This window comes from Bradyrhizobium sp. MOS003 (assembly GCF_003020125.1).
In the GTDB taxonomy this organism is placed as follows: domain Bacteria; phylum Pseudomonadota; class Alphaproteobacteria; order Rhizobiales; family Xanthobacteraceae; genus Bradyrhizobium.
In genome coordinates, this window is the sequence record NZ_PYFW01000011.1 from 142,754 (window position 1) to 163,457 (window position 20,704).

The window sequence follows — 20,704 nt, forward strand, 5'->3', positions numbered from 1 at the left end:
TAGCTCACTCCGCTGCGGTCAGCATCTGCCCGGAGGCAAGCCGCGAACATTCCGCCATCACGGCGGACGCGCGCGCGATTGGGTTGGTCAAATAGAAGTCCTCGACCCGCGGCTTGAACGGCGCCTTCTCGGGCGAACCGCCCTTCCCCGCCAGCTTCTTGATCTGGTCGGCCGAGCCGGCCTCGATCTGGTCGAGACGGATCAAATGCGGCACGGCCTTGAAGATCGCCTGGCGCAGCGCCGCAAGCGAGTCGTAGCCGAGCTTCTTGCCGAGCGCCTCCGACAGCGCGCGGATGATCGCCCAGTCCTCGCGGGCTTCGCCCGGCGGGAACGCGGCCCGTCCCGTCATCTGGACCCGGCCTTCGGTGTTGACGTAGATCGCGGACTTCTCGGTGTAGGCGGCGGCCGGCAGGATGACGTCGGCGCGATGCGCGCCGCGGTCTCCATGGGTGCCGATATAGACGACGAAGGTGCCGTCAGGCGCGTTGATCTCGTCGGCACCGAGCAGGAACAGCAGGTCCAGCGTGCCGAACGTCGTCATCTGCGCGGCGTTCAAGCCCCCGCCGGTTGCGGCGAAGGCGATGTCGAGCGCACCGACGCGCGAAGCGCTCTCGTGCAGCACGCCAAAGCCGTTCCAGCCGTCCTTGAGCGCGCCGACATCGAGCGCGAGCTTGGCGGCGCTGGCGAGAATGGCGGCGCCGTCGTGACGCGAGGCCGCGCCCGCGCCGACCAGGATGATCGGGTTCTTGGCGTTCTTCAGCACGTCCATGAAGGAGTGCTTGCCGGCGGCGAGCTCACCGAGGGTCTCGGTGCCTGCGCCGAGGTGATCGTAATCGTAGGTCAGATCGGCCTTGGCGCCGATCACGCCGACCTTGAAGCCGCCGCTGCGCCAGCGCTTGCGGATGCGGGCGTTGAACACAGCCGCTTCTTTCCGCGGGTTGGCGCCGATGATGAGAAGCGCATCCGCCTGCTCCACGCCGGCCAGCGTCGGGTTGAAGATGTAGGAGCCGCGGCCGAGCGCGGGATCGAAGGCATCGCCGCCCTGCACCGCCAGATTGCTCGAGCCGAACTTGGCGAGCAGATCCTTCAGCGCGAACATCTCCTCGACGCCGGCGAGGTCGCCTGCGATCGCGCCGATGCGCTTGCCGTCGGTGCGCGCCGCTTTCGCAGCGATCGCGGCAAAGGCCTCCTGCCAGCTCGCCGCGCGCAGCTTGCCGGCTTCGCGGATATAGGGCCGGTCGAGCCGCTGGGTGCGCAGGCCATCGACGATGTGACGGGTCTTGTCGGAGATCCACTCCTCGTTCACGGCCTCGTTGATGCGCGGCAGCACGCGCATCACTTCCCGGCCGCGGGTGTCGACGCGGATCGCGGACCCGACGCCGTCCATGACGTCGATCGACTGGGTCTTGCCGAGCTCCCACGGGCGCGCGGCAAACGCGTAAGGCTTCGAGGTCAGCGCGCCGACCGGGCAGATGTCGACGAGATTGCCCTGCAATTCAGAGGTCAGCGCGTGCTCGAGATAGGTCGTGATCTCCATGTCCTCGCCGCGGCCGGTGGCGCCCATCTCGGGGGCACCTGCGACTTCCGCCGAGAAGCGGACGCAGCGCGTGCACTGGATGCAGCGGTTCATCGAGGTCTTGACCAGCGCGCCGAGATATTTGTCCTCGACCGCGCGCTTGTTCTCTGCGAAGCGGCTGGTGTCGACACCATAGCCCATCGCCTGGTCCTGCAGATCGCACTCGCCGCCCTGGTCGCAGATCGGGCAGTCCAGCGGATGGTTGATCAGAAGGAATTCCATCACGCCTTCGCGTGCCTTCTTTACCATCGGCGAACGCGTCGAGATTTCCGGCGGCTCACCCTTGGGGCCCGGACGGCAGTCGCGCACGCCCCAGGCGCAGCTTGCGACCGGCTTCGGGCCGCCCTTCACCTCGACGAGGCACATCCGGCAATTGCCGGCGATCGACAGCCGCTCGTGGTAGCAGAAGCGCGGAATCTCGGCACCAGCCGCCTCGCACGCCTGAAGCAGCGTGTATTCGGCGGGGACATCGATCTCTTTGCCGTCGATGATGAGCTTGGTCATGTCTCTTACTCCGCCGCGACCATGTTCACGGGATCGCGGACGCCGATATCGTCGATGTCGGACTTGTGCGAATACTCGTCGATGCGCGCTTCGATCTCATGACGGAAATGCGCGATCAGGCCCTGGATCGGCCATGCCGCGGCGTCGCCGAGCGCGCAGATGGTGTGGCCTTCGACCTGCTTCGTCACTTCGAGCAGCATGTCGATTTCGCGCTTGTGGGCGCGGCCCTCGGCCATGCGGGTGAGCACGCGCCACATCCAGCCCGTGCCCTCGCGGCACGGCGTGCACTGGCCGCAGCTCTCATGCTTGTAGAAATAGGAGATGCGGGCGATCGCGCGGATCAGATCGGTCGACTTGTCCATCACGATCACGGCCGCAGTGCCGAGGCCCGAGCGCAGCTTGCTGAGGCTGTCGAAGTCCATCGGCGTGTCGATGATCTGCTCGGCCGGCACCATGCGCACCGACGAGCCGCCGGGGATCACGGCCTTGAGGTTGTCCCAGCCGCCGCGGATGCCGCCGCAATGCTTGTCGATCAGCTCACGGAACGGAATGCCCATGGCCTCTTCGACGTTGCAGGGCCGCTCGACATGACCGGAGATGCAAAAGAGCTTGGTGCCGACGTTGTTGGGACGACCGATGCCGGCGAACCAGCCCGCGCCGCGGCGCAGGATGTCCGGCGCGACCGCGATGGACTCGACGTTGTTGACGGTGGTCGGGCAGCCGAACAGGCCGACATTGGCCGGGAACGGCGGCTTCAGCCGCGGCTGGCCCTTCTTGCCCTCGAGGCTTTCGAGCAGCGCGGTTTCCTCGCCGCAGATGTAGGCGCCGGCGCCGTGGGCGACGTAGATGTCGAACGGCCAGCCGTTGACGTTATCCTTGCCGACGAGCTTGGCCTCATAGGCCTGGTCGATCGCGGCCTGGAGATGCTCGCGCTCGCGGATGAATTCGCCGCGGACATAGATGTAGCAGGCATGCGCGTTCATCGCGCAGCTCGCGATCAGGCAGCCTTCGATCAGGAGATGCGGATCGTGCCGCATGATCTCGCGATCCTTGCAGGTGCCCGGCTCGGATTCGTCGGCGTTGACGACGAGATAGCTCGGACGGCCGTCGGTGGATTCCTTCGGCATGAAGGACCATTTCAGGCCGGTCGGGAAGCCGGCGCCGCCGCGGCCGCGCAGGCCGGAGGCTTTCATCTCGTTGATGATCCAGTCGCGGCCCTTGTCGATGATGTTCTTGGTGCCATCCCAGGCGCCGCGGCGCCGCGCACCCTCGAGCCCCCAATCATGGAGGCCGTAGAGGTTCTTGAAGATGCGGTCCTTGTCCTCGAGCATATCAGTGCTTTCCGATCAACGAATGGACTGCTTGTAGGCAAGTCCGGCGGCGCAGACGGCGAAGATCAGCGCCCAGAGCAGACTGGTCTCCTGCGTCGCGTTCATGATGAAACGCTGCAGCAGGAACATGAAGGCGGCCGCGACCGCGGCGTGCATGGCGACGAAGCCCCATTTCTTCACGGCCTCGTTCCCTCCAATTGCGGGGAGATCACCCATCAGGTGCTCTCCTTCAGCGTGGTCGGCCCGCCCATCGGCGCCGAGAACTGGCGGCCGTTCTGCGGACCGGGCTTGGGCGGATTGCCCGAAGCGAAACCGTCGAGCACCTTGCCGAAGCTTTCCTTGGTCAGGTCCTCATAGGTGTCCTTGCCGATCATGACCATCGGCGCGTTCACGCAGGCACCGAGGCACTCGACCTCCTCCCAGCTGAAATTGCCGTCCTTGGACAGATGGAAGGGCTCGTGATGGATTCGGTGCTCGCAGACGTGGATCAGATCCTCGGCGCCGCGCAGCCGGCACGGCGTGGTGCCGCAGACCTGGACGTGGGCCTTCTTGCCGACGGGGGCGAGCTGGAACATCGTGTAGAAGGTCGCGACTTCCAGCACGCGGATATAGGGCATGTCGAGCATGTCGGCGATGACGCGGATCGCGGCTTCCGAGACCCAGCCGTCGTGCTGCTCCTGCGCGCGCCAGAGGATGGCGATGACGGCGGAGGCCTGGCGGCCGGCCGGATATTTCGCGATCTGCTGCTTGGCGAAAGCGAGGTTTTCCTCCGTGAACGCAAAGCTCGCGGGCTGAACTTCCTTCGGTGCTAATCGGCGAACGGACATCTCTTCAATCTCTCACTGCATGCGGCGCGCGGATTTCGCATTCAGGGCTTCGATCCTGTCCTGCCAAAATGCGCTTGCGGTGCCGAAAACGTTGTAGCCGACGTGGGTCGAGACCTTGATGCGGTCGAGGATCGACAGCTCGGTCACGGTCTCCATCCGATTGCTGCGCGGATCGAACACGATCAGCTTCAGCGGGGTCTGTTCGAGGATGAAGCGCGACACCGCATGAGAGCGGTCGCTGCCGTGCTCCTCGCACATGATGACGCTGTCGGCCTGGAGCAGACGCGCGCCGCCCTTGATCGCCTCGATCTCGACGCCCTCGACGTCGAGCTTGATCAGGTACTTGCCGGCGCTCGCCACCTTGCCGTCCTCGATCAGATTGTCGAGTGCGATGACCGGCACCTCCTCGCCGCCCGCGGACGGAGCGCCAGCGATGCTGAAGGCTTCGTGCTTGGTGCCCGACAGACGCGCGGTGCCGCGGCTGGCACCGATCGCGCATTTCATGGTCTCGAAGCGATTGCCGTTGACGCGGGCGTTGTTGGCGAGCTTCGGGTAGTTCTGCCCCGACGGCTCGATCGCGATCGCCTTGTGCGAGCCGAACGGCTTGCTCGACACCAGCACCGACCAATAGCCGTAATTGGCACCGCAATCGAGCAGCGTGTAGTCGACGTCGACGCTATCGGCGAACAGCAGCTCGAGCTCGTCCTCGTAATTGTAGGACCGGTTGAGCAGCTTGCTCCAATAGCCGTCGCCGTAAGGGAATTCGAACACGGCGTCGGGATTGAGCCGGATCGCGATGTTGCGCTCCGGCAGCGTCTTCCGCAGCAAATTCGCGCAGGCGATGTAGCCCATGTGCGAGAAGTGCGAGGAGATCTTCGATCCCGTCACCAGCGCCAAGGCAGCCGTCCGCTCCCACAGGTTGGCCCCTTCCAGGGCCCCCGAGGCGCGGTCGAACTGGATTGGCGCCTGCTGCCCCATCACCGATCGACCTCTCCGAACACGATGTCGAGCGAGCCGAGGATGGCGGAGACGTCGGCGAGCAGATGGCCGCGGCAGATGTGGTCCATGGCCTGGAGATGCGCAAAGCCCGGCGCGCGGATCTTGCACTTGTAGGGCTTGTTGGTGCCGTCGGAGATCAGATAGACGCCAAACTCGCCCTTGGGCGCCTCGACCGCGGCGTAGACCTCGCCGGCGGGGACGTGGACGCCTTCGGTGTAGAGCTTGAAGTGGTGGATCAGCGCTTCCATCGAGCGCTTCATCTCGCCACGGCGCGGCGGCGCGACCTTGTTGTCTTCGACGACGACCGGTCCCTTCCCCTCGGGCGCGTTCAGCTTCTGGATGCACTGCCTCATGATGCGCACGGACTGGCGCATCTCTTCCATGCGGATCAGATAGCGGTCGTAGCAGTCGCCGTTCTTGCCGATCGGGATGTCGAAATCCATCTCGGCGTAGCATTCATAGGGCTGCGACTTGCGCAGGTCCCAGGCCGCGCCCGAGCCGCGCACCATCACGCCCGAGAAGCCCCACTCCCAGGCTTCCTTCAGCGGCACCACGCCGATGTCGACGTTGCGCTGCTTGAAGATGCGGTTGGCGGTGAGCAGGCGGTCGAGATCGTCCACCACCTTGAGGAACGGATCGCACCAGGCCTCGATGTCGTCGACCAATTTCTGCGGCAAATCCTGATGCACGCCGCCGACGCGGAAGTAGGCCGCATGCATACGGCTGCCCGAGGCGCGCTCGTAGAACACCATCAGCTTTTCGCGCTCTTCGAAACCCCACAGCGGCGGGGTCAGCGCGCCGACGTCCATCGCCTGCGTGGTGACGTTGAGCAGATGCGACAGGATGCGGCCGATCTCGCAATAGAGCACGCGGATGAGCTGGCCGCGGCGCGGCACCTCGATGCCGAGCAGCTTCTCGGCCGCCATGCAGAAGGCGTGCTCCTGGTTCATCGGCGCGACGTAGTCGAGCCGGTCGAAATACGGGATCGCCTGCAGATAGGTCTTCTGCTCGATCAGCTTCTCGGTGCCGCGATGCAGCAGGCCGATATGGGGGTCGACACGCGCGACGACTTCGCCATCCAATTCGAGCACAAGACGCAACACACCGTGGGCCGCCGGATGCTGCGGCCCGAAGTTGATGGTGAAGTTGCGAAGGTTTTCGGGTTGCTCGTTCATGATCAGACCTTCGGTCCCGCTTTTTCGTCACCCGGAAGGACCGGATAATCGGCTCCCTCCCACGGAGACAAAAAGTCGAACTTGCGGAATTCCTGGTTGAGCCGGACGGGCTCGTACACCACCCGCTTCTCCTGGTCGTCGTAGCGGACCTCGACGAAGCCAGTGGTCGGGAAATCTTTCCGCAGCGGATGGCCCTCGAAACCGTAATCGGTCAGCAGGCGCCGCATGTCGGGATGGCCGACGAAGAACACGCCATAGAGGTCGTAGGCCTCACGCTCGAACCAGTCGGCGCCGGGGAACACCTCGATCAGCGACGGAACCTGGGTGGTCTCGTCGGCCTGCGCCTTGAGCCGGATCCGCGCGTTCAGCGTCGGGGACAGGAAGTGATAGATCACGTCGAAGCGTTTTTCGCGCGACGGATAGTCCGCGGCCGTGATGTCGGTGAAGTTGATGAAACGGCAGTTCGGATCGTCGCGGAGGTACTTGACCACCTCGACGATCTTGCTGGCCTCGACATCGACCGAGAGCTGGTTGAAGGCCACCGAATGACCGAGAGCGGCGCCCGGAAGCGCGCTAACGATCGTCTGCCCCAAGGCGTCGAGCTTGGCGTCGTCCATGACGTAAAACCTTAGCGTTCGATGGTGCCGGTGCGGCGGATCTTCTTCTGCAGCAGCAGCACGCCGTAGAGCAGCGCTTCCGCCGTGGGCGGGCAGCCCGGCACATAGATGTCGATCGGCACGATGCGGTCGCAGCCGCGTACGACCGAATAGGAATAGTGATAATAGCCACCGCCATTGGCGCAGGAGCCCATCGAGATGACGTAGCGCGGCTCGGGCATCTGGTCGTAGACCTTGCGCAGCGCAGGCGCCATCTTGTTGGTCAGGGTGCCCGCGACGATCATCACGTCGGACTGGCGCGGCGAGGCACGGGGCGCGAAGCCGAAGCGCTCGACGTCGTAGCGCGGCATCGACACCTGCATCATCTCGACCGCACAACAGGCGAGACCGAAGGTCATCCACATCAGCGAGCCCGTACGGGCCCAGGTGATGAGGTCGTCGGTCGCGGCGACGAAGAAGCCCTTGTCGGACAGTTCGGAATTGACCTCGAGGAAGAACGGATCATTGGCTCCGACCGGCCGGCCGGTCGACGGATCCAGGATGCCCTTGGGGGCCGGCGCGATCGCCGGACCTGTGGACGGCGCAGGGTTCAATCCCATTCCAGTGCTCCCTTCTTCCATTCATAGGCGAACCCGACCGTCAGCACGCCGAGGAACACCACCATGGACCAGAAGCCGGTCGCGCCAAGCTTGCCGAACGCCACCGCCCAGGGAAACAGGAACGCCACCTCGAGGTCGAAGATGATGAAGAGGATGGCGACCAGATAGAAGCGGACGTCGAACTTCATGCGCGCGTCGTCGAAGGCGTTGAAACCGCACTCATACGCCGACAGTTTTTCCGGGTCCGGCTGCTGGAACGCCACGATGAAGGGCGCGATCAACAACACCAGGCCGATGATAGCCGCTACCGCTATGAAGACGACGAGTGGAAGATAGTTCTGCAGAATGCCGCTCATTGGCGAGCCCTTTTTCCCGCAGCCTCGGGACAGCCACGGATTCGTCCGATTTGGAATTATTCTGAGCCTTAGCGCAGTGCACCAATGGGCGCAAGACACGCTCTTTTTAGGCCCTTTGCCGCCCCCAGCAGTATGAAAATCCCGGAATCACCCCGCGCTGGTATGGAGCAGATCGCCAAACCCAGCAAGGGCGGTCCGCGCTTGCGGCAGTGACGTCCGTTGTCTGGGAAAGCCCACCTTATGTAGGCCGCGCCGCAGCAAAATCCACATTACAAGGAGGATAGGCCCCGGTCGGCGGCAATCCGGCCGAACAAGCCCCGAGCCGCTCCGAGCCGCCTATCCACAGGCAGAGTGAGCACGAGCCATGCATCACACGAGGCCGAGCCCCCGGCTCCTGCGATATCTTGCAGCCCGACCGGTCGCGAGCGCGGCGGCGGCGACGTGGAGGTCCGTCGCGCGCGCCGCGCCCGGATGAGCTTCGGGCCGGGGGGCATAGCCCGGATGCTCATCTATCTCGTGGCGGAGGATCGGCCGCCCGCGATGTCGCCGCCCTCACCCGTCCTCACCATTTGTAGGAAACGCTGGCGGTGATGCGCCGGCGGTCGCCGTAGAAGCAGGACGTGGCCGAGGCGCAACTCGCGACATAGATCCGGTCGGTCAGGTTGATCACGTTGAGCGCCGTCCGCCAGTTCTGCCATTCGTAGTGGACCGCGAGATCGCCGAGCACCACCGCGGGAACCTCGAGGGTATTGGCGGTGTCGGCCCAGGACGCGCCGATGTAGCGAACGCCGCCGCCGAAACCAAAGCCCTCCAGCGGCCCGTCCTTGAAGGTGTAGTCGGCCCAGCCCGACACCAGCAGCTCAGGCGTGTTGGTCGGCGTCTTGCCGACCAGCGACGGATCGAGATCCCGGCTGTTGAAGAGATGATAGGCCGTGAAGGAGCCGATGAACTTCAGCTCCCTGGTGGCATTGGCCACCGCTTCGAGCTCGATACCGCGCGAAGTCACCTCGCCGGTCTGGTTCTGCAGGACCGGAACGCTGCCCGGCAATGTCGTCGCGACGTTCTGCCGGACCAGGTCGAAAGCCGAGACCGTGAAATAACCGTCGAAGCCTTTCGGCGCGACCTTGACGCCGATTTCGGCCTGCTTGCCGGTCTCCGGCAGGAACAGCTGGTTCTGGGCGTTGAGGCCGATGATCGGATTGTAGCTCGTCGAATAGGAGACATAGGGCGCAATGCCGTTGTCGAAATTGTAGATCAGCCCGGCGCGGCCGCTGAACTTGCTGTCCTCGCGGCTTCCGACGGTGGCACCGGTGTCACGCGCGTCCTGCGTCGTCTCGACCCAGTCGTTGCGGCCGCTCAGCACCAGCGTGAAATTGCCGAGCTTCATCTGGTCCTGAAGATAGGTCCCGGCCTGCTTCTGTGTAATCTGGAAATTCCGGAAGGGGGCGCTTGGAAGCGGAACCTCGGCCGCACCATAGGAGGGATTGAAGACGTTGATCGAGGACACGCCGAAGCCGAAGGCCTGATAGTCGTCGATCTGGTAGCCCTTCAGATCGACCCCGAACAGCACCGTGTGCTTCACCGGGCCGGTGTCGAAGCGATACTCGAGCTGGTTGTCGAGATTGGCCTGATTGGCGGTGTTCTTCGCATACCAATTGTACCGATTGAGCGTCGCCGTGTTGACGTTGGCCCAATCGTTGCCGACATAGCCGCGGTAGGTGATGTCCACATGCGCAAAGCGGGCATTCTGACGGAACGTCAGGTCCTCGGTGAGATTACGCGCGAACTGATAGCCAAGCATCTCCTGCTCGCGCGTGAACTTGTCGACGCTGGGATCGCCGACGAAGAAGCTGGTCGGAATCTTGCCGAACGGCGCGTTCGTCACCGTGCCCTGATAGGGCAGGAAGTTGATGCCGCGGGTGTCCTGCTTCGAGGCCGAGGCCAGCACCGTGAAGCTCGTGTCGGCATCCGGCTTCCAGGTGAGCGACGGTGCGATGAAGTAGTTGTTGTCAGGCGTGAAGTTGACCTGTGTGCCGCCGTTCTGGACCTGGCCGACCACACGGGCAAGCAGCTTGCCGTTCTCGGGGCTGGTCGCGACCGGCCCGCCGAAATCGAAGCTGACATAGGCGTTGCCGAAATTGTTCACGCCGGTCTCGACGTAACGGATCGGCTCGGCCGGCGGTAGCTTGCTGATGACGTTGACGATGCCGCTCGGGCTCGATCCGCCATAGAGCACCGCGGATGGACCGCGCAGCACCTCGACCCGCTCCATGTTCGGCGTCTGCAGCTTCCAGCTCGCATAGGATGTGTAGAACAGCTGCATGCCGTCGAGGAACAGACCGATATCCTCGGACTTGAAGCCGCGGATCAGCCACCAGTCGTTGCGGGTGTCCGTGCCGAACGTCCCTGCCCGCACACCGGCGGTGTAGCGCAGAACTTCGTCGAGCTTGTTCGGCTTCTGGTCGCGGATCTGCTCGGCGCCGATGACCGACACCGATTGCGGCGTCTGCATGATCGGCGTGTTGGTCTTGGTGCCGGACGAGCTGCGGCCCGCGACGTACCCTTTCACCGGGCCGCGCGGCGTCTCGACGAAGCCGACATTGCGCTGCGGCTGCGGCCTGTTCCTGTCGGCGCCCTGCTCCGACGAGCGCGGTGCGCGGCGCTGAGGAGCCGTAGCGGCGCGCCGGCGCGCTTCCGGTGCGGTGACGGTCACCGGCGGCAGGCTCGTTGCACCACCTTGCGGGGCAGATTGTGCAAGCGATGCCTGCGGCATCAAAATCCAAGCGGACGCGGTCGCCAATACGACCGACCGCAGCATTCCAAGACTATTCACGTGCCACCCCAAACCAAACTGCATGTGTCATGCCGTCAGTCCCGTGACGGCTGCATTGGGGAGAGGCTTATGCAGAGGCGCACGATTTCCCTAATTGAAAGCCTCTTAGAGGCGCTCTTAGAGGCACTCCACATGTCCGGAGATTGCTGCGGGAACTGCGCCTCGCGGCATGACACAGCCGGGCTGAGGGACGTTCCGACAGCCACCGGCGAAACCAGCCAGGCGGCAAGACGAAACCATTTTGCGGAACCCGCGAAACGATCCGGAAACAGACGGTCCGTAAGACAGAGCCATAGACGGCGGCAAAGCCCGTCGGGAGGCTCAGATGAACCACTCAATACACTCTGCTGATCGTGCGACCCACCTGAAGATCGTGGTGGTGGCGCTGGTGGCTGGCATCATGGTGGCCGGCTTCGGGATCGCAGCCCGCACCAATGCCGATTACAGCCAGACCGCCCAGTCCAGCCACGTGATCAAGGCCGGCAAGCCGGTGGTGGTGACAAGCGCGGGGGCGTCCGAGATTCGCTGAGACGTCCTAGTCCGGGCTGACCGATGGCCGCCTCCGGGCGGCCTTTTTCATTTTCCAGAGCAATACTTAGCCGAGATACACCGTGTCAGCGCAACGTCCTTGACTTCACTCAGCCCCGCCTTTAATTCCCCCCTCGTTCCGCGCGCATCGAGCGAACCACGCGGGAGTAGCTCAGTTGGTTAGAGCGCCGGCCTGTCACGCCGGAGGTCGCGGGTTCGAGCCCCGTCTCTCGCGCCATTTTGGCAATCCCTTCATAGTGTTAGCTTGAACTCCTTGAGGCCTGCGGCAACTGCGGCGAGCCGTGAACGACGTTCGTACGGCCGGGGACCTGCGGCGGTGTCAGCCCGCGCCCGAATCGTCTAGGTCTCAAAGGACTTAGAGGGACCCCGCGCATTCTCGGCTTTTTCAGGGATTCCCTGTCATTGGACAACCGAGGAGGCCAGCCATGTCTAAGAAGGATTCGGCTAAGAAGGCAGCCGCTCCCGCCACCATCACGCTCAAGCAGCTCGCTGCCGATATCGCCGAGAGCCAGGACCTGTCGAAAAAGCGCGCCGAGGCGGTCCTGACCGACATGGTCGATCTGATCGCCAGGCACCTCAGGAAGGGCGACCGGGTCCGCATCGTGGGCTTGGGCATCCTCCAGGTCCGCAAGCGCGCCGCCCGCACCGGCCGCAATCCCGCCACCGGCGAGCCGATCCACATCAAGGCCAGCAAGAAAGTCACCTTCCGTCCGGTCAAGGAACTGAAAGAGGCGATCTGAGGCTACCTTTCGTTAAGCCTGATCCCACGACCTTGCTGCCGCAACGCGGCCCGCTTTTCTGGTATACCGGCTGCTCCCCTGACCCCGGCGGTTTGACCAGAAATGTCCTCCCTCACCTTTTCGCATACCGTGACCGAGCGCTTCCTGCGCTACGTCACCATCGACACCCAGTCCGATCCGGAATCTCCTCACTCGCCCTCGACCGAGAAGCAGAAGGATCTCGGGCGCGTGCTGGCCGCCGAGCTGAAAGCCATCGGCGTCGCCGACGCGCATCTCGACGATTACGGCTACGTCTACGGAACGATCCCGGCCAACACGACCAAGAAGGTGCCGGTGATCTGCTTCTGCTCGCACATGGACACTTCGCCCGACGTCACCGGCAAGGACGTCAAGCCGCAGGTCTGGACGAACTATCGCGGCGGCGACATCACGCTGCCGGGCGACACCAGCCAGGTCATCCGCTTCGCCGAACACCCGGCGCTGAAGAACCAGATCGGCAACGACATCATCACCACCGACGGCACCACGCTGTTGGGGGCCGACAACAAGGCGGGCGTTGCCGAGATCATGGATGCCGCGCAGTTCTTCATCAACAATCCCGACGTGAAACACGGCACCATCAAGATCCTGTTCACGCCGGACGAAGAGATCGGCCGCGGCGTCGACAATGTCGACATCAAGAAGCTCGGTGCCGATTTCGGCTACACCATGGACGGCGAGAGCGCTGGCTGCGTCGAGGACGAGACCTTCTCGGCCGACGGCGCCACCATCACCATCAACGGCGTCAGCGCCCATCCCGGCTACGCCAAGGGCAAGATGGAGCACGCGATCAAGATCGCAGCGGCGATCGTCGAGCGGCTGCCGAAGGAAGGCTGCTCACCGGAGACGACCTCGGGCAAGCAGGGCTTTCTGCATCCGATCGGCATCGAGGGCGCGCTGGAGCAGGCAAGGCTCTCCTTCATCGTGCGCGACTTCACCGAGGAAGGGCTGAAGGAAAAGGAAGTTCTGCTCGAGACGATCGTCAAGGACGTGATGAAGGACTATCCGCGCTCAACCTACGCGTTCGAGGTGAAGGAGCAGTACCGCAACATGAAGCAGGTGATCGACCGTCACCCGCACGTGCTCGAATATGCCATCGAAGCGATCCGCCGCGCCGGCCTGCGCCCGATGCGCACCGCGATCCGCGGCGGCACCGACGGCTCGCGCCTGTCCTTCATGGGTCTGCCCTGCCCCAACATCTTTGCCGGCGAGCACGCGTTTCACTCGCGGCTCGAATGGGTCAGCCGACAGGACATGGAAAAGGCCGTGCAGACCATCGTGCATCTCGCGATGATCTGGGAGGAGAAAGCTTAAGGCCTCCACAATCGTCAAATGGCCGGGCTTGCGCCCGGCCATTTGCTTGAAGGTCCATTGGCTTGAAGGTTTACGGCACCGGCATTGCGCGCGGACTGCGGTGGAAGCGATTCGAACTCGCCATCCAGTTGGGCAACGGCGCACCATCGCGGTGCCGCCCACCGGCGACCGCTGCCGCCCATGCCACCACGGCTCCAATCAAGGTCGCCGCCGCCACCGAGAACGCAACGATGATCGAGTTGCGCCGCGCGCGATTGATGGCCGTTTTCGCGTCTGCGATCAGTGCATCCACGCGACGCTCTGAGTCGGGCGCTGCCAGCCCCGTCAGGGCCGCCACCTGCTGGATCAGGTAAACCCGATCGTCGGTACTGACCCCGCTATGGCTCGATGACGTCATCAGGATGCGTCCTGCTTCGGCGCGGGCCTCCCGGAGGTCGGTGTTAGGCGGTCGGCGCGGCGCGCGGAACAGCTTGTCCAACTCGTAGCTCAACAGTGGCTCGGCGGCGGACGTATTGCTGGCCGAGCTTCGCATCGGCGAACGGTCGATCGCCGATGCGCCAAGCATTGCGAGGAGAGCGGCGCCGAACAGCACCGCCAGCGCCCAGGACGTCAGCCCTTGAAGGCCATCCCGCCGCTCGACGTCGTCCTCGATCGTCGTCAACGCAGGCGCCGGCCGCGTTGTCCGACCGGCGATGTAACCGCCGAAGCCGAAGCTGATGATCGCCTGGATGATCAGATACAGCCCTGACAGCAGGGCTAGCGCGGCAGAGGAATCCCGCCAAGTCGGCGAGGCCGAGCTGACGCCGAGGCCGACCGCGACGCCAAAGCCGATCAGGATGAACGACATGGCGCCAGCGGCAAGCGCGCCTGCGAACACCGAACTCCATTGAATGGTCCGGCCTCCGTTGGCCTCCAGGCCGCCTTCCACGATCTCTTCCCGCATGACAGTTTCAATCGTCATCGCGGCTTCTCAACGCAGGCCGAAGAACGACAGAACAGCCATGATCACGACGATCAAGCCGATCAGATAAATCAGTCCATCCATAGTCCGTCCTCCTCAATGTTCCTCGTCGCTAATCACGAAGAATGAGGAACGTTCCAAACTGGACGAAACTGCTGGAACGAATGGGCCGACAGGGCGTTGCCGGTTCGAGTCCCAAGGATGAAGATCGTGAGCATGAAGGCCTCAGCCCGGTCCGTCCGGGTTGGGGCCTTTCCGTTTGCGCCGCGCCCGCCAGTAAGAGGCGGCCGTGGCCTACTGCTGCCGCAATTGTTTCGCGGACGTAACAATGTTGCGGGTCGACACTATTCCCGCCCCCATGCTAGGCCGGGCATAGACCGCAACCAGAGTGACGTCGTGCCCGCGAACCGCCAGCCCTCAGGAACTTGCCGCCGGCGTGACTGGCGCGGGCTGCTGTCCGTGCTGATCGCTGTCATCTACCTGCTCGCGGGCGTGCTGCATGGCTCGCACGACATCGATGTCACCACGCCCGGGGGCGGCTCGGAGATCGCCGCGGTCCTGGATGGCCCCTCGGACCACAGTGACCACTGGGCGATCGGCGGACATCATTGCCACGGCTGCTTCTCCCTGACGGTGACACAGCCGGCGCCGGCGGCCGTAACGGTCGCGCTTGCATCCGCATCGAGTCCGCATCGTGCGCCCCGGCTCGCCGGAATTGTCCCCGATACCGACTCTCCCCCTCCCAAACCTATTGCCTGAACGGATTGGTCGGGCGTCCAGCGCCCATTAGGTTCATCCTTCACAGGTCGGTTTCATGTTTCGCAGGGGAATGGCCGCGCGCCTGGCGTGCGCGGCAGCGTGTCTGATTGCGGGATCGGCGATTGCGCCGTCTCACGCCCAGACTTTGACGATGCGGAGCGCGTTGTCGCGCGCGCTGGCCGCGAGCCCGCGGCTAACGGCGGCGGAGCGTGACGTCGGCATCGCCACGGGCCAGCGCATCCAGGCGGGCGCCCTGCTCAATCCGGAACTCTCGTACGAGCAGGACGATTCATTCGGCTCCGGCAAGTACCGCGGGACGCGATCGGCCGAGACGACGCTCCAGATCAGCCAGGCCTTCGAGCTGTTCGGCAAGCGCGACGCGCGGATCGCGGCCGGCGCTGCCGGCATCGAGGTCGCCGCGATCCAGCGCAAGGCGATCAGGCTCGAGGTGCTGTCGGAAACCGCGATCGCCTTCCTCGGCGTGCTCGGCGCGCAGCGGCGCATCCATATCCTCGACGAGCAGATTGAGGCGATCGACCGCCTGACGCCGCTGCTCCGCCGCCGCGTCGAGGCCGGCGCCTCCTCACCGGCCGAGACCGGCCGCGCCGAAGTCGCCTCCGCCTTGGTGAAGGCCGACCGCGAGCGCTTCAAGGCAATTCTGTCCAGCGCCCGACGCGAGCTTGCGGTGCTGATGGGCGATCCCAACGCCAAATTCGGCGAAGTCTCCGGCCGGCTCGACATCCTGGGCAAAACGCCGACGTTCCAGTCGGTGGTCGCCGCCATCGATGCCAATCCGCAGCTGGTGCGCTGGACGGCGGTCTATGCCCAGCGCAATGCCGAGCTGCTGCTGGCACGGCTCAAGCCCTATCCAGACGTGCGGATCGCAGCCGGCTGGCGCCACTTCAACGAGTCCAATGACGATGCCGTCAGGCTCTCCCTCTCGGTGCCGATCCCCGTGTTCGACCAGAACCAGGGAAACATCCTCTCGGCGCAGGAAAGCCTCGCCAAGACCAGGGCCGAGCGCGAAGCCAACCGCAACACGCTGATCGTGATCGCCGGCCGCGCCTACGACTCTCTGCAGGGCTCGCTGCGCGAACTCGCGGTGCTGCGCGAGACCGCCATCCCCAAGGCCACGGAGGCATCCGACGCGATTGCGCAAGGCTACGGCCAGGGCCGCTTCACCCTGCTCGAGGTGCTCGACGCCCAGGCCAGCGTCAGCCAGGCGCGCCTGCGCGAGCAAGAGGCGCTCCAGAATTTCCACGCTGGCGTTGCGACCATCGAAGGCCTCGTCGGCAATCCCTTTACGCTGGCGCGGGAGAGCGCACGATGAAGACGTCCTCCACCATTTTCGTCGCCATCGTTGCCGCCGCACTCGGCGCCTACGGCTACTCGCTGCTGGCGCCCGCCACGCCCGCGCATAACGAGCACACCGAGCATTCCGAAAAGAAGCCGAACGACCATGTCGAGCAGGACGAGCATGGTGCCGACCGCATCCGCATCTCCGACGTCAAGCTCGCAGCCGCGGGCGTCACGCTTGCCGAGGCCGCGAGCGTCACGCTGACTGACACGCTCGCCTTCAACGGCATACTGCGCGCCAACCAGGAAGCCGTGGTGCAGGTGACGCCGCGCTTCCCGGGCCTTGTCAAATCGATCCAGAAGCGCATCGGCGACAAGGTCGGCAAGGAAGATCTGCTCGCCGCAATCGAGAGCAACCAGAGCCTCACCGTCTACGAGCTGAAGGCGCCCCTTGCCGGCACGATCATCGAGCGGCAGATCTCGCTCGGCGAATACGCTTCCGAGCAGAAGCCGGCCTTCGTCGTCGCCGACCTCTCCACCATCTGGGTCGACCTATCGATCTACCGGCAGGACTTGAGGCGCGTCCGCCTCAACGACGAGGTGCTGATCGATCCCGACGACGGCCGCGGCGAGATCAAGGGGACGATCTCCTACATGGCGCCGATCGGCTCCAGCGAGACCCAGACCGCACTGGCACGCGTGGTGTTGCAAAATCCCGACGGGCGCCTGCGGCCCGGGCTGTTCGTCACGGCCAAGCTGATCCTCACCGCCCGCAACGTCGCGGTCGCGGTGCGCAGGAGCGCGATCCAGACGCTGGAGAACCGGACCATCGTGTTCGTCCGCGAGGACGGCGACAAGATCGAGGCGCGGCCGGTCGAGCTTGGCGATTCCGATCCGCGCCATGTCGAGATCAAGGCGGGCCTGTCGGCCGGCGAGCATTACGTCGCCGAGAACAGCTTCGTCGTGAAGGCGGAGATGGGCAAGGGCGAGGCCGAACATGATTGAGCGCCTGATCGCCGCCTCGCTGCAACAGCGCTGGCTGGTCCTCCTGCTCGCGCTCGGCGCCGTCGCTTTCGGGGCCTGGAACTTCCAGCGCCTGCCGATCGACGCGGTGCCTGATATCACCAACATCCAGGTCCAGATCAACACGCGCGCACCCGGCTATTCGCCGCTCGAAACCGAGCAGCGCATCACCTTCCCCGTCGAGACCGCAATGGGCGGCCTGCCCAGGCTCGACTACACCCGCTCGCTGTCGCGCTACGGTCTCAGCCAGGTGACGGTCGTCTTCAAGGACGGCACCGACATCTTCTTCGCCCGCCAGCTCGTCGGCGAACGCATTCAGCAGGTCAAGGACCAGCTTCCGGCCGGCGTCGAGGTCGCGATGGGGCCGGTCTCGACCGGGCTCGGCGAAATCTTCATGTACACCGTCGAAGCCAAGAGGGACGACAAGACGGACGCGAAGACGCAAGGCGGCCACGACTATTCGCTGACCGATCTGCGCACCGTGCAGGACTGGATCATCAAGCCGCAGCTTCGCAACGTGCCCGGAGTGATCGAGGTCAACACCATCGGCGGCTTCGAGCGGCAGTTCCACGTACTGCCGGACCCCGGCAAGCTGATGGCCTACCGGCTCGGCTTCCGCGACGTCATGACGGCGCTCGCCGCCAACAACGCCAATGTCGGAGCCGGCTATATCGAGCGCAACGGCGAGCAATATCTGGTTCGCTCGCCGGGCCAGGTCGGCAACCTCAGTGAAATCCAGGACGTCGTGATCGGCTCGCGCGGCGGCAATCCCGTCAGGATCAGGGACGTCGCTGCTGTCACGGAAGGCCGCGACCTGCGCACGGGCGCTGCGACGCGCAATGGCGAGGAGACCGTGCTCGGCACCGCCATGCTGCTGATCGGCGAGAACAGCCGCACGGTGGCGCGCCGCGTCGCCGCTCGCCTGGACGAGATCGCCAAATCGCTGCCCGACGGCGTGGTGACGCGGACCGTCTACGACCGCACCGACCTGGTGGAAGCCACCGTCCGCACCGTCGAGAACAACCTGCTGGAAGGCGCGGCCCTGGTGGTGGCCGTGCTGTTCCTGATCCTCGGCAACATCCGCGCCGCGCTCGTCGTGGCCTGCGTCATTCCCCTGTCCATGGCGATGACGATATCGGGCATGGTCGAGACAAAAGTCAGCGCGAACCTGATGAGCCTCGGCGCCATCGACTTCGGCATCATCGTCGACGGCGCCGTGATCATCGTCGAGAATTGCCTGCGCATGCTGGCCGAGGCGCAACGCGAGAAAGGCGGGCTGCTCACGACCTCTGAGCGGCTGCGCGCGATCCTGCGCGGGTCGGGCGAGGTGATCAAGCCGAGCCTGTTCGGAACGCTGATCATCGCGGTGGTCTATCTGCCCGTGCTGACGCTGACCGGCGTCGAGGGCAAGATGTTCACGCCGATGGCGCTGACCGTGCTGATGGCGCTCGGCGCGGCCGTGCTGTTCTCCGTCACCTTCGTGCCGGCGGCGGTCGCCATCTTCGTCACCGGCAAGGTGTCCGAGCACGAAAATCTGTTCATGCGGATGGCCAAGCGCGCCTATCTCCCCCTGCTCCGCTTCGCCATCGACAACCGGGTCGCGGTCGCCGTCATGGCCGCACTCATCGTGGTCGCAAGCGGAATCGCTGCGTCGCGGATGGGCGGCGAGTTCATTCCGAGCCTGGACGAAGGTGACGTCGCGCTGGCCTCGATCCGGATTCCCGGCACCAGTCTGACGCAATCGCTGGACCTGCAGAAGGCGCTGGAAAAGCGCGTCATGCAGATTCCGGAGGTGAAGGAGTTCTTCACCCGCATCGGCACCGCCGAGATCGCTACCGACCCGATGTCGCCGGCACAGACCGACGGCTACGTCATGTTGAAACCGCGCGCCGAATGGCCCGACCCGGGCAAATCGAAAACGGAGGTGATCGAGGCGATCGACAAGGCCGCCGACGAGATTCCCGGCAGCGCCTACGAAATCTCCCAGCCGATCCAGTTCCGGGTCAACGAGCTGATCTCGGGGGTGCGCACCGACGTCGGCGTCAAGATCTTCGGCGATGACCTCGACATCCTGCAAGGCGCGGCCAAGCAGGTCGAGGCCGCGATCCGCGGTATCCGCGGCGCCAGCGACGTCAAGATCGAGCAGGTCGCAGGGCTTCCGATCCTCACCGTCCGCCTCGATCGCCAGGCGCTCGCCCGCTACGGCCTCAGCGTCAGCGAGGTGCAGGGCATCGTCGAGATTGCGGTCGGCGGCAAGTCGGCCGGCAAGCTGTTCGAAGGCGATCGCCGTTTCGACATCGTGGTGCGCCTGCCCGAATATTTGCGCGGCAATCTCGAGGCGATCCGGGCGATCCCGATTCCGCTGCCGCCCGGCGAGGACGCCGCAACCGGCACGGCCATTCGCACCGCGCTGGCCGCCTCTCCCCTCGCCCAGATGCGCTATGTGCCGCTGTCGTCGGTTGCCACCGTCGACGCGACGCCCGGGCCGAACCAGATCAGCCGCGAGAACGGCAAGCGGCGCATCGTCGTCACCGCCAATGTCCGCGCGCGCGATCTCGGCTCCTTCGTCACTGACGCCGAGGCGGCGGTGGCAGAGAAGGTCAAGCTGCCGCCCGGCTACTGGATCGGCTGGGGCGGCCAGTTCGAGCAGCTGGTTTCCGCCACCAAGCGGCTGACGATCGTGGTGCCGGTGGCGCTGCTACTGGTGTTCCTGCTGCTGTTCATGGGCATGGGATCGGTGGCCGATGCGGCGCTGGTATTCTCAGGCGTGCCGCTGGCGCTGACCGGCGGCGTGGCGGCGCTGCTGCTGCGCGATATTCCGCTCTCGATCAGCGCCGGTGTCGGCTTCATCGCGCTGTCGGGCGTCGCCGTGCTCAACGGCCTCGTCATCATCGCCTTCATCGAGCGGCTGCGCAGCGAGGGGCGGCCCGTCGCGGAGGCCGTACGCGAGGGCGCGCTGACGCGGCTGCGGCCGGTGCTGATGACCGCGCTGGTCGCTTCCCTCGGCTTCGTGCCGATGGCGCTTGCGACCGGTGCCGGCGCCGAGGTGCAGCGGCCGCTGGCGACCGTGGTGATCGGCGGCATCATCTCCTCGACCATCCTGACATTGCTGGTGCTGCCGGCGCTCTACGTGTTGTTCCGCCGTGACGTGGCACGCGAAACGCCTACAATGGCGCCTGATTTGGCGGCGTCCGGGGAGCGCTAGA

The 20,704-nt window shown here is 64.9% G+C and carries 18 protein-coding genes and 1 tRNA gene; 8 read left to right on the forward strand and 11 right to left on the reverse strand.

From position 1 onward, the window contains the following. Positions 1-4: 4 nt before the first annotated feature. The 10 genes from nuoG to C7G42_RS31325 all read right to left on the reverse strand — a co-directional run bounded on the left by nuoG (position 5) and on the right by C7G42_RS31325 (position 10,802). Positions 5-2,080, reverse strand: a complete 2,076-nt coding sequence (nuoG, locus tag C7G42_RS31280; protein WP_106952733.1) for an NADH-quinone oxidoreductase subunit NuoG — start codon at positions 2,078-2,080, stop codon at positions 5-7. Positions 2,081-2,085: 5 nt separating this feature from the next. After that, positions 2,086-3,411, reverse strand: coding sequence for an NADH-quinone oxidoreductase subunit NuoF (gene nuoF, locus C7G42_RS31285; protein WP_106952734.1), 1,326 nt, complete (start codon positions 3,409-3,411; stop codon positions 2,086-2,088). Between the two features lie 15 nt (positions 3,412-3,426). After that, positions 3,427-3,627, reverse strand: coding sequence for a hypothetical protein (locus C7G42_RS31290; protein ID WP_015685764.1), 201 nt, complete (start codon positions 3,625-3,627; stop codon positions 3,427-3,429). Continuing rightward, positions 3,627-4,238, reverse strand: coding sequence for an NADH-quinone oxidoreductase subunit NuoE (gene nuoE / locus C7G42_RS31295; RefSeq protein ID WP_094977666.1), 612 nt, complete (start codon positions 4,236-4,238; stop codon positions 3,627-3,629). Before nuoE ends, C7G42_RS31290 begins: the two co-directional genes overlap by 1 nt. Before the next feature lie 12 nt (positions 4,239-4,250). Continuing rightward, complete coding sequence (locus tag C7G42_RS31300; protein ID WP_106952735.1) at positions 4,251-5,216, reverse strand: FkbM family methyltransferase; 966 nt, start codon at positions 5,214-5,216, stop codon at positions 4,251-4,253. Beyond that, a complete protein-coding gene (locus tag C7G42_RS31305; RefSeq protein ID WP_106952736.1) occupies positions 5,216-6,412 on the reverse strand; it encodes an NADH-quinone oxidoreductase subunit D in 1,197 nt (398 codons plus the stop codon). Before C7G42_RS31305 ends, C7G42_RS31300 begins: the two co-directional genes overlap by 1 nt. Before the next feature lie 2 nt (positions 6,413-6,414). Then, on the reverse strand, positions 6,415-7,029 hold the full coding sequence (locus C7G42_RS31310) for an NADH-quinone oxidoreductase subunit C (RefSeq protein ID WP_106952737.1): 615 nt from the start codon (positions 7,027-7,029) through the stop codon (positions 6,415-6,417). Between the two features lie 11 nt (positions 7,030-7,040). Further along, complete coding sequence (locus C7G42_RS31315; protein ID WP_408612855.1) at positions 7,041-7,622, reverse strand: NuoB/complex I 20 kDa subunit family protein; 582 nt, start codon at positions 7,620-7,622, stop codon at positions 7,041-7,043. Then, a complete protein-coding gene (locus C7G42_RS31320; protein ID WP_106952739.1) occupies positions 7,619-7,984 on the reverse strand; it encodes an NADH-quinone oxidoreductase subunit A in 366 nt (121 codons plus the stop codon). The genes C7G42_RS31315 and C7G42_RS31320 overlap by 4 nt, the downstream gene beginning before the upstream one ends. 562 nt (positions 7,985-8,546) lie before the next feature. Beyond that, on the reverse strand, positions 8,547-10,802 hold the full coding sequence (locus C7G42_RS31325) for a TonB-dependent siderophore receptor (protein ID WP_199581239.1): 2,256 nt from the start codon (positions 10,800-10,802) through the stop codon (positions 8,547-8,549). A 340-nt stretch (positions 10,803-11,142) separates the two neighbouring features. Here C7G42_RS31325 and C7G42_RS31330 point away from each other — a divergent pair, with 340 nt between their 5' ends. The 4 genes from C7G42_RS31330 (at position 11,143) to pepT (ending at position 13,459) form a co-directional block, all read left to right on the forward strand. Next, on the forward strand, positions 11,143-11,346 hold the full coding sequence (locus tag C7G42_RS31330) for a hypothetical protein (RefSeq protein WP_106952741.1): 204 nt from the start codon (positions 11,143-11,145) through the stop codon (positions 11,344-11,346). A gap of 160 nt (positions 11,347-11,506) precedes the next feature. Beyond that, positions 11,507-11,583, forward strand: a tRNA-Asp gene (locus C7G42_RS31335). Between the two features lie 208 nt (positions 11,584-11,791). Continuing rightward, complete coding sequence (locus C7G42_RS31340; protein ID WP_106952742.1) at positions 11,792-12,106, forward strand: HU family DNA-binding protein; 315 nt, start codon at positions 11,792-11,794, stop codon at positions 12,104-12,106. 102 nt (positions 12,107-12,208) lie between these two features. Next, on the forward strand, positions 12,209-13,459 hold the full coding sequence (gene pepT / locus C7G42_RS31345) for a peptidase T (protein ID WP_106952743.1): 1,251 nt from the start codon (positions 12,209-12,211) through the stop codon (positions 13,457-13,459). Between the two features lie 70 nt (positions 13,460-13,529). Here pepT and C7G42_RS31350 read toward each other — a convergent pair whose 3' ends face one another. Next, a complete protein-coding gene (locus tag C7G42_RS31350) occupies positions 13,530-14,420 on the reverse strand; it encodes a hypothetical protein (protein WP_106952744.1) in 891 nt (296 codons plus the stop codon). A gap of 396 nt (positions 14,421-14,816) precedes the next feature. Between C7G42_RS31350 and C7G42_RS31355 the strand changes: the two genes are divergently transcribed. From C7G42_RS31355 to C7G42_RS31370, 4 genes are read left to right on the forward strand one after another with little or no spacing between them, the layout of a single operon-like run. Further along, a complete protein-coding gene (locus C7G42_RS31355; RefSeq protein ID WP_106952745.1) occupies positions 14,817-15,179 on the forward strand; it encodes a hypothetical protein in 363 nt (120 codons plus the stop codon). Positions 15,180-15,234: 55 nt separating this feature from the next. Then, a complete protein-coding gene (gene ihpA / locus C7G42_RS31360; RefSeq protein WP_106952746.1) occupies positions 15,235-16,509 on the forward strand; it encodes a divalent metal ion exporter subunit IhpA in 1,275 nt (424 codons plus the stop codon). Further along, positions 16,506-17,480, forward strand: coding sequence for a divalent metal ion exporter adaptor subunit IhpB (gene ihpB, locus C7G42_RS31365; protein ID WP_106952747.1), 975 nt, complete (start codon positions 16,506-16,508; stop codon positions 17,478-17,480). Before ihpA ends, ihpB begins: the two co-directional genes overlap by 4 nt. Continuing rightward, the gene (locus C7G42_RS31370; RefSeq protein WP_106952748.1) at positions 17,473-20,703 is read left to right on the forward strand and encodes an efflux RND transporter permease subunit; all 3,231 of its coding nucleotides are present in this window, start codon (positions 17,473-17,475) and stop codon (positions 20,701-20,703) included. Before ihpB ends, C7G42_RS31370 begins: the two co-directional genes overlap by 8 nt. The last annotated feature ends 1 nt before the right edge of the window (position 20,704 follow it).

What these genes read in the sequence shown, in the direction of transcription:
- nuoG (WP_106952733.1), bottom strand. Translation starts at nt 2,080, where the DNA reads ATGACCAAGCTCATCATCGACGGCAAAGAGATCGATGTCCCCGCCGAA.
- nuoF (WP_106952734.1), bottom strand. Translation starts at nt 3,411, where the DNA reads ATGCTCGAGGACAAGGACCGCATCTTCAAGAACCTCTACGGCCTCCAT.
- C7G42_RS31290 (WP_015685764.1), bottom strand. Translation starts at nt 3,627, where the DNA reads ATGGGTGATCTCCCCGCAATTGGAGGGAACGAGGCCGTGAAGAAATGG.
- nuoE (WP_094977666.1), bottom strand. Translation starts at nt 4,238, where the DNA reads ATGTCCGTTCGCCGATTAGCACCGAAGGAAGTTCAGCCCGCGAGCTTT.
- C7G42_RS31300 (WP_106952735.1), bottom strand. Translation starts at nt 5,216, where the DNA reads ATGGGGCAGCAGGCGCCAATCCAGTTCGACCGCGCCTCGGGGGCCCTG.
- C7G42_RS31305 (WP_106952736.1), bottom strand. Translation starts at nt 6,412, where the DNA reads ATGAACGAGCAACCCGAAAACCTTCGCAACTTCACCATCAACTTCGGG.
- C7G42_RS31310 (WP_106952737.1), bottom strand. Translation starts at nt 7,029, where the DNA reads ATGGACGACGCCAAGCTCGACGCCTTGGGGCAGACGATCGTTAGCGCG.
- C7G42_RS31320 (WP_106952739.1), bottom strand. Translation starts at nt 7,984, where the DNA reads ATGAGCGGCATTCTGCAGAACTATCTTCCACTCGTCGTCTTCATAGCG.
- C7G42_RS31325 (WP_199581239.1), bottom strand. Translation starts at nt 10,802, where the DNA reads ATGCTGCGGTCGGTCGTATTGGCGACCGCGTCCGCTTGGATTTTGATG.
- C7G42_RS31330 (WP_106952741.1), top strand. Translation starts at nt 11,143, where the DNA reads ATGAACCACTCAATACACTCTGCTGATCGTGCGACCCACCTGAAGATC.
- C7G42_RS31340 (WP_106952742.1), top strand. Translation starts at nt 11,792, where the DNA reads ATGTCTAAGAAGGATTCGGCTAAGAAGGCAGCCGCTCCCGCCACCATC.
- pepT (WP_106952743.1), top strand. Translation starts at nt 12,209, where the DNA reads ATGTCCTCCCTCACCTTTTCGCATACCGTGACCGAGCGCTTCCTGCGC.
- C7G42_RS31350 (WP_106952744.1), bottom strand. Translation starts at nt 14,420, where the DNA reads ATGACGATTGAAACTGTCATGCGGGAAGAGATCGTGGAAGGCGGCCTG.
- ihpA (WP_106952746.1), top strand. Translation starts at nt 15,235, where the DNA reads ATGTTTCGCAGGGGAATGGCCGCGCGCCTGGCGTGCGCGGCAGCGTGT.
- ihpB (WP_106952747.1), top strand. Translation starts at nt 16,506, where the DNA reads ATGAAGACGTCCTCCACCATTTTCGTCGCCATCGTTGCCGCCGCACTC.
- C7G42_RS31370 (WP_106952748.1), top strand. Translation starts at nt 17,473, where the DNA reads ATGATTGAGCGCCTGATCGCCGCCTCGCTGCAACAGCGCTGGCTGGTC.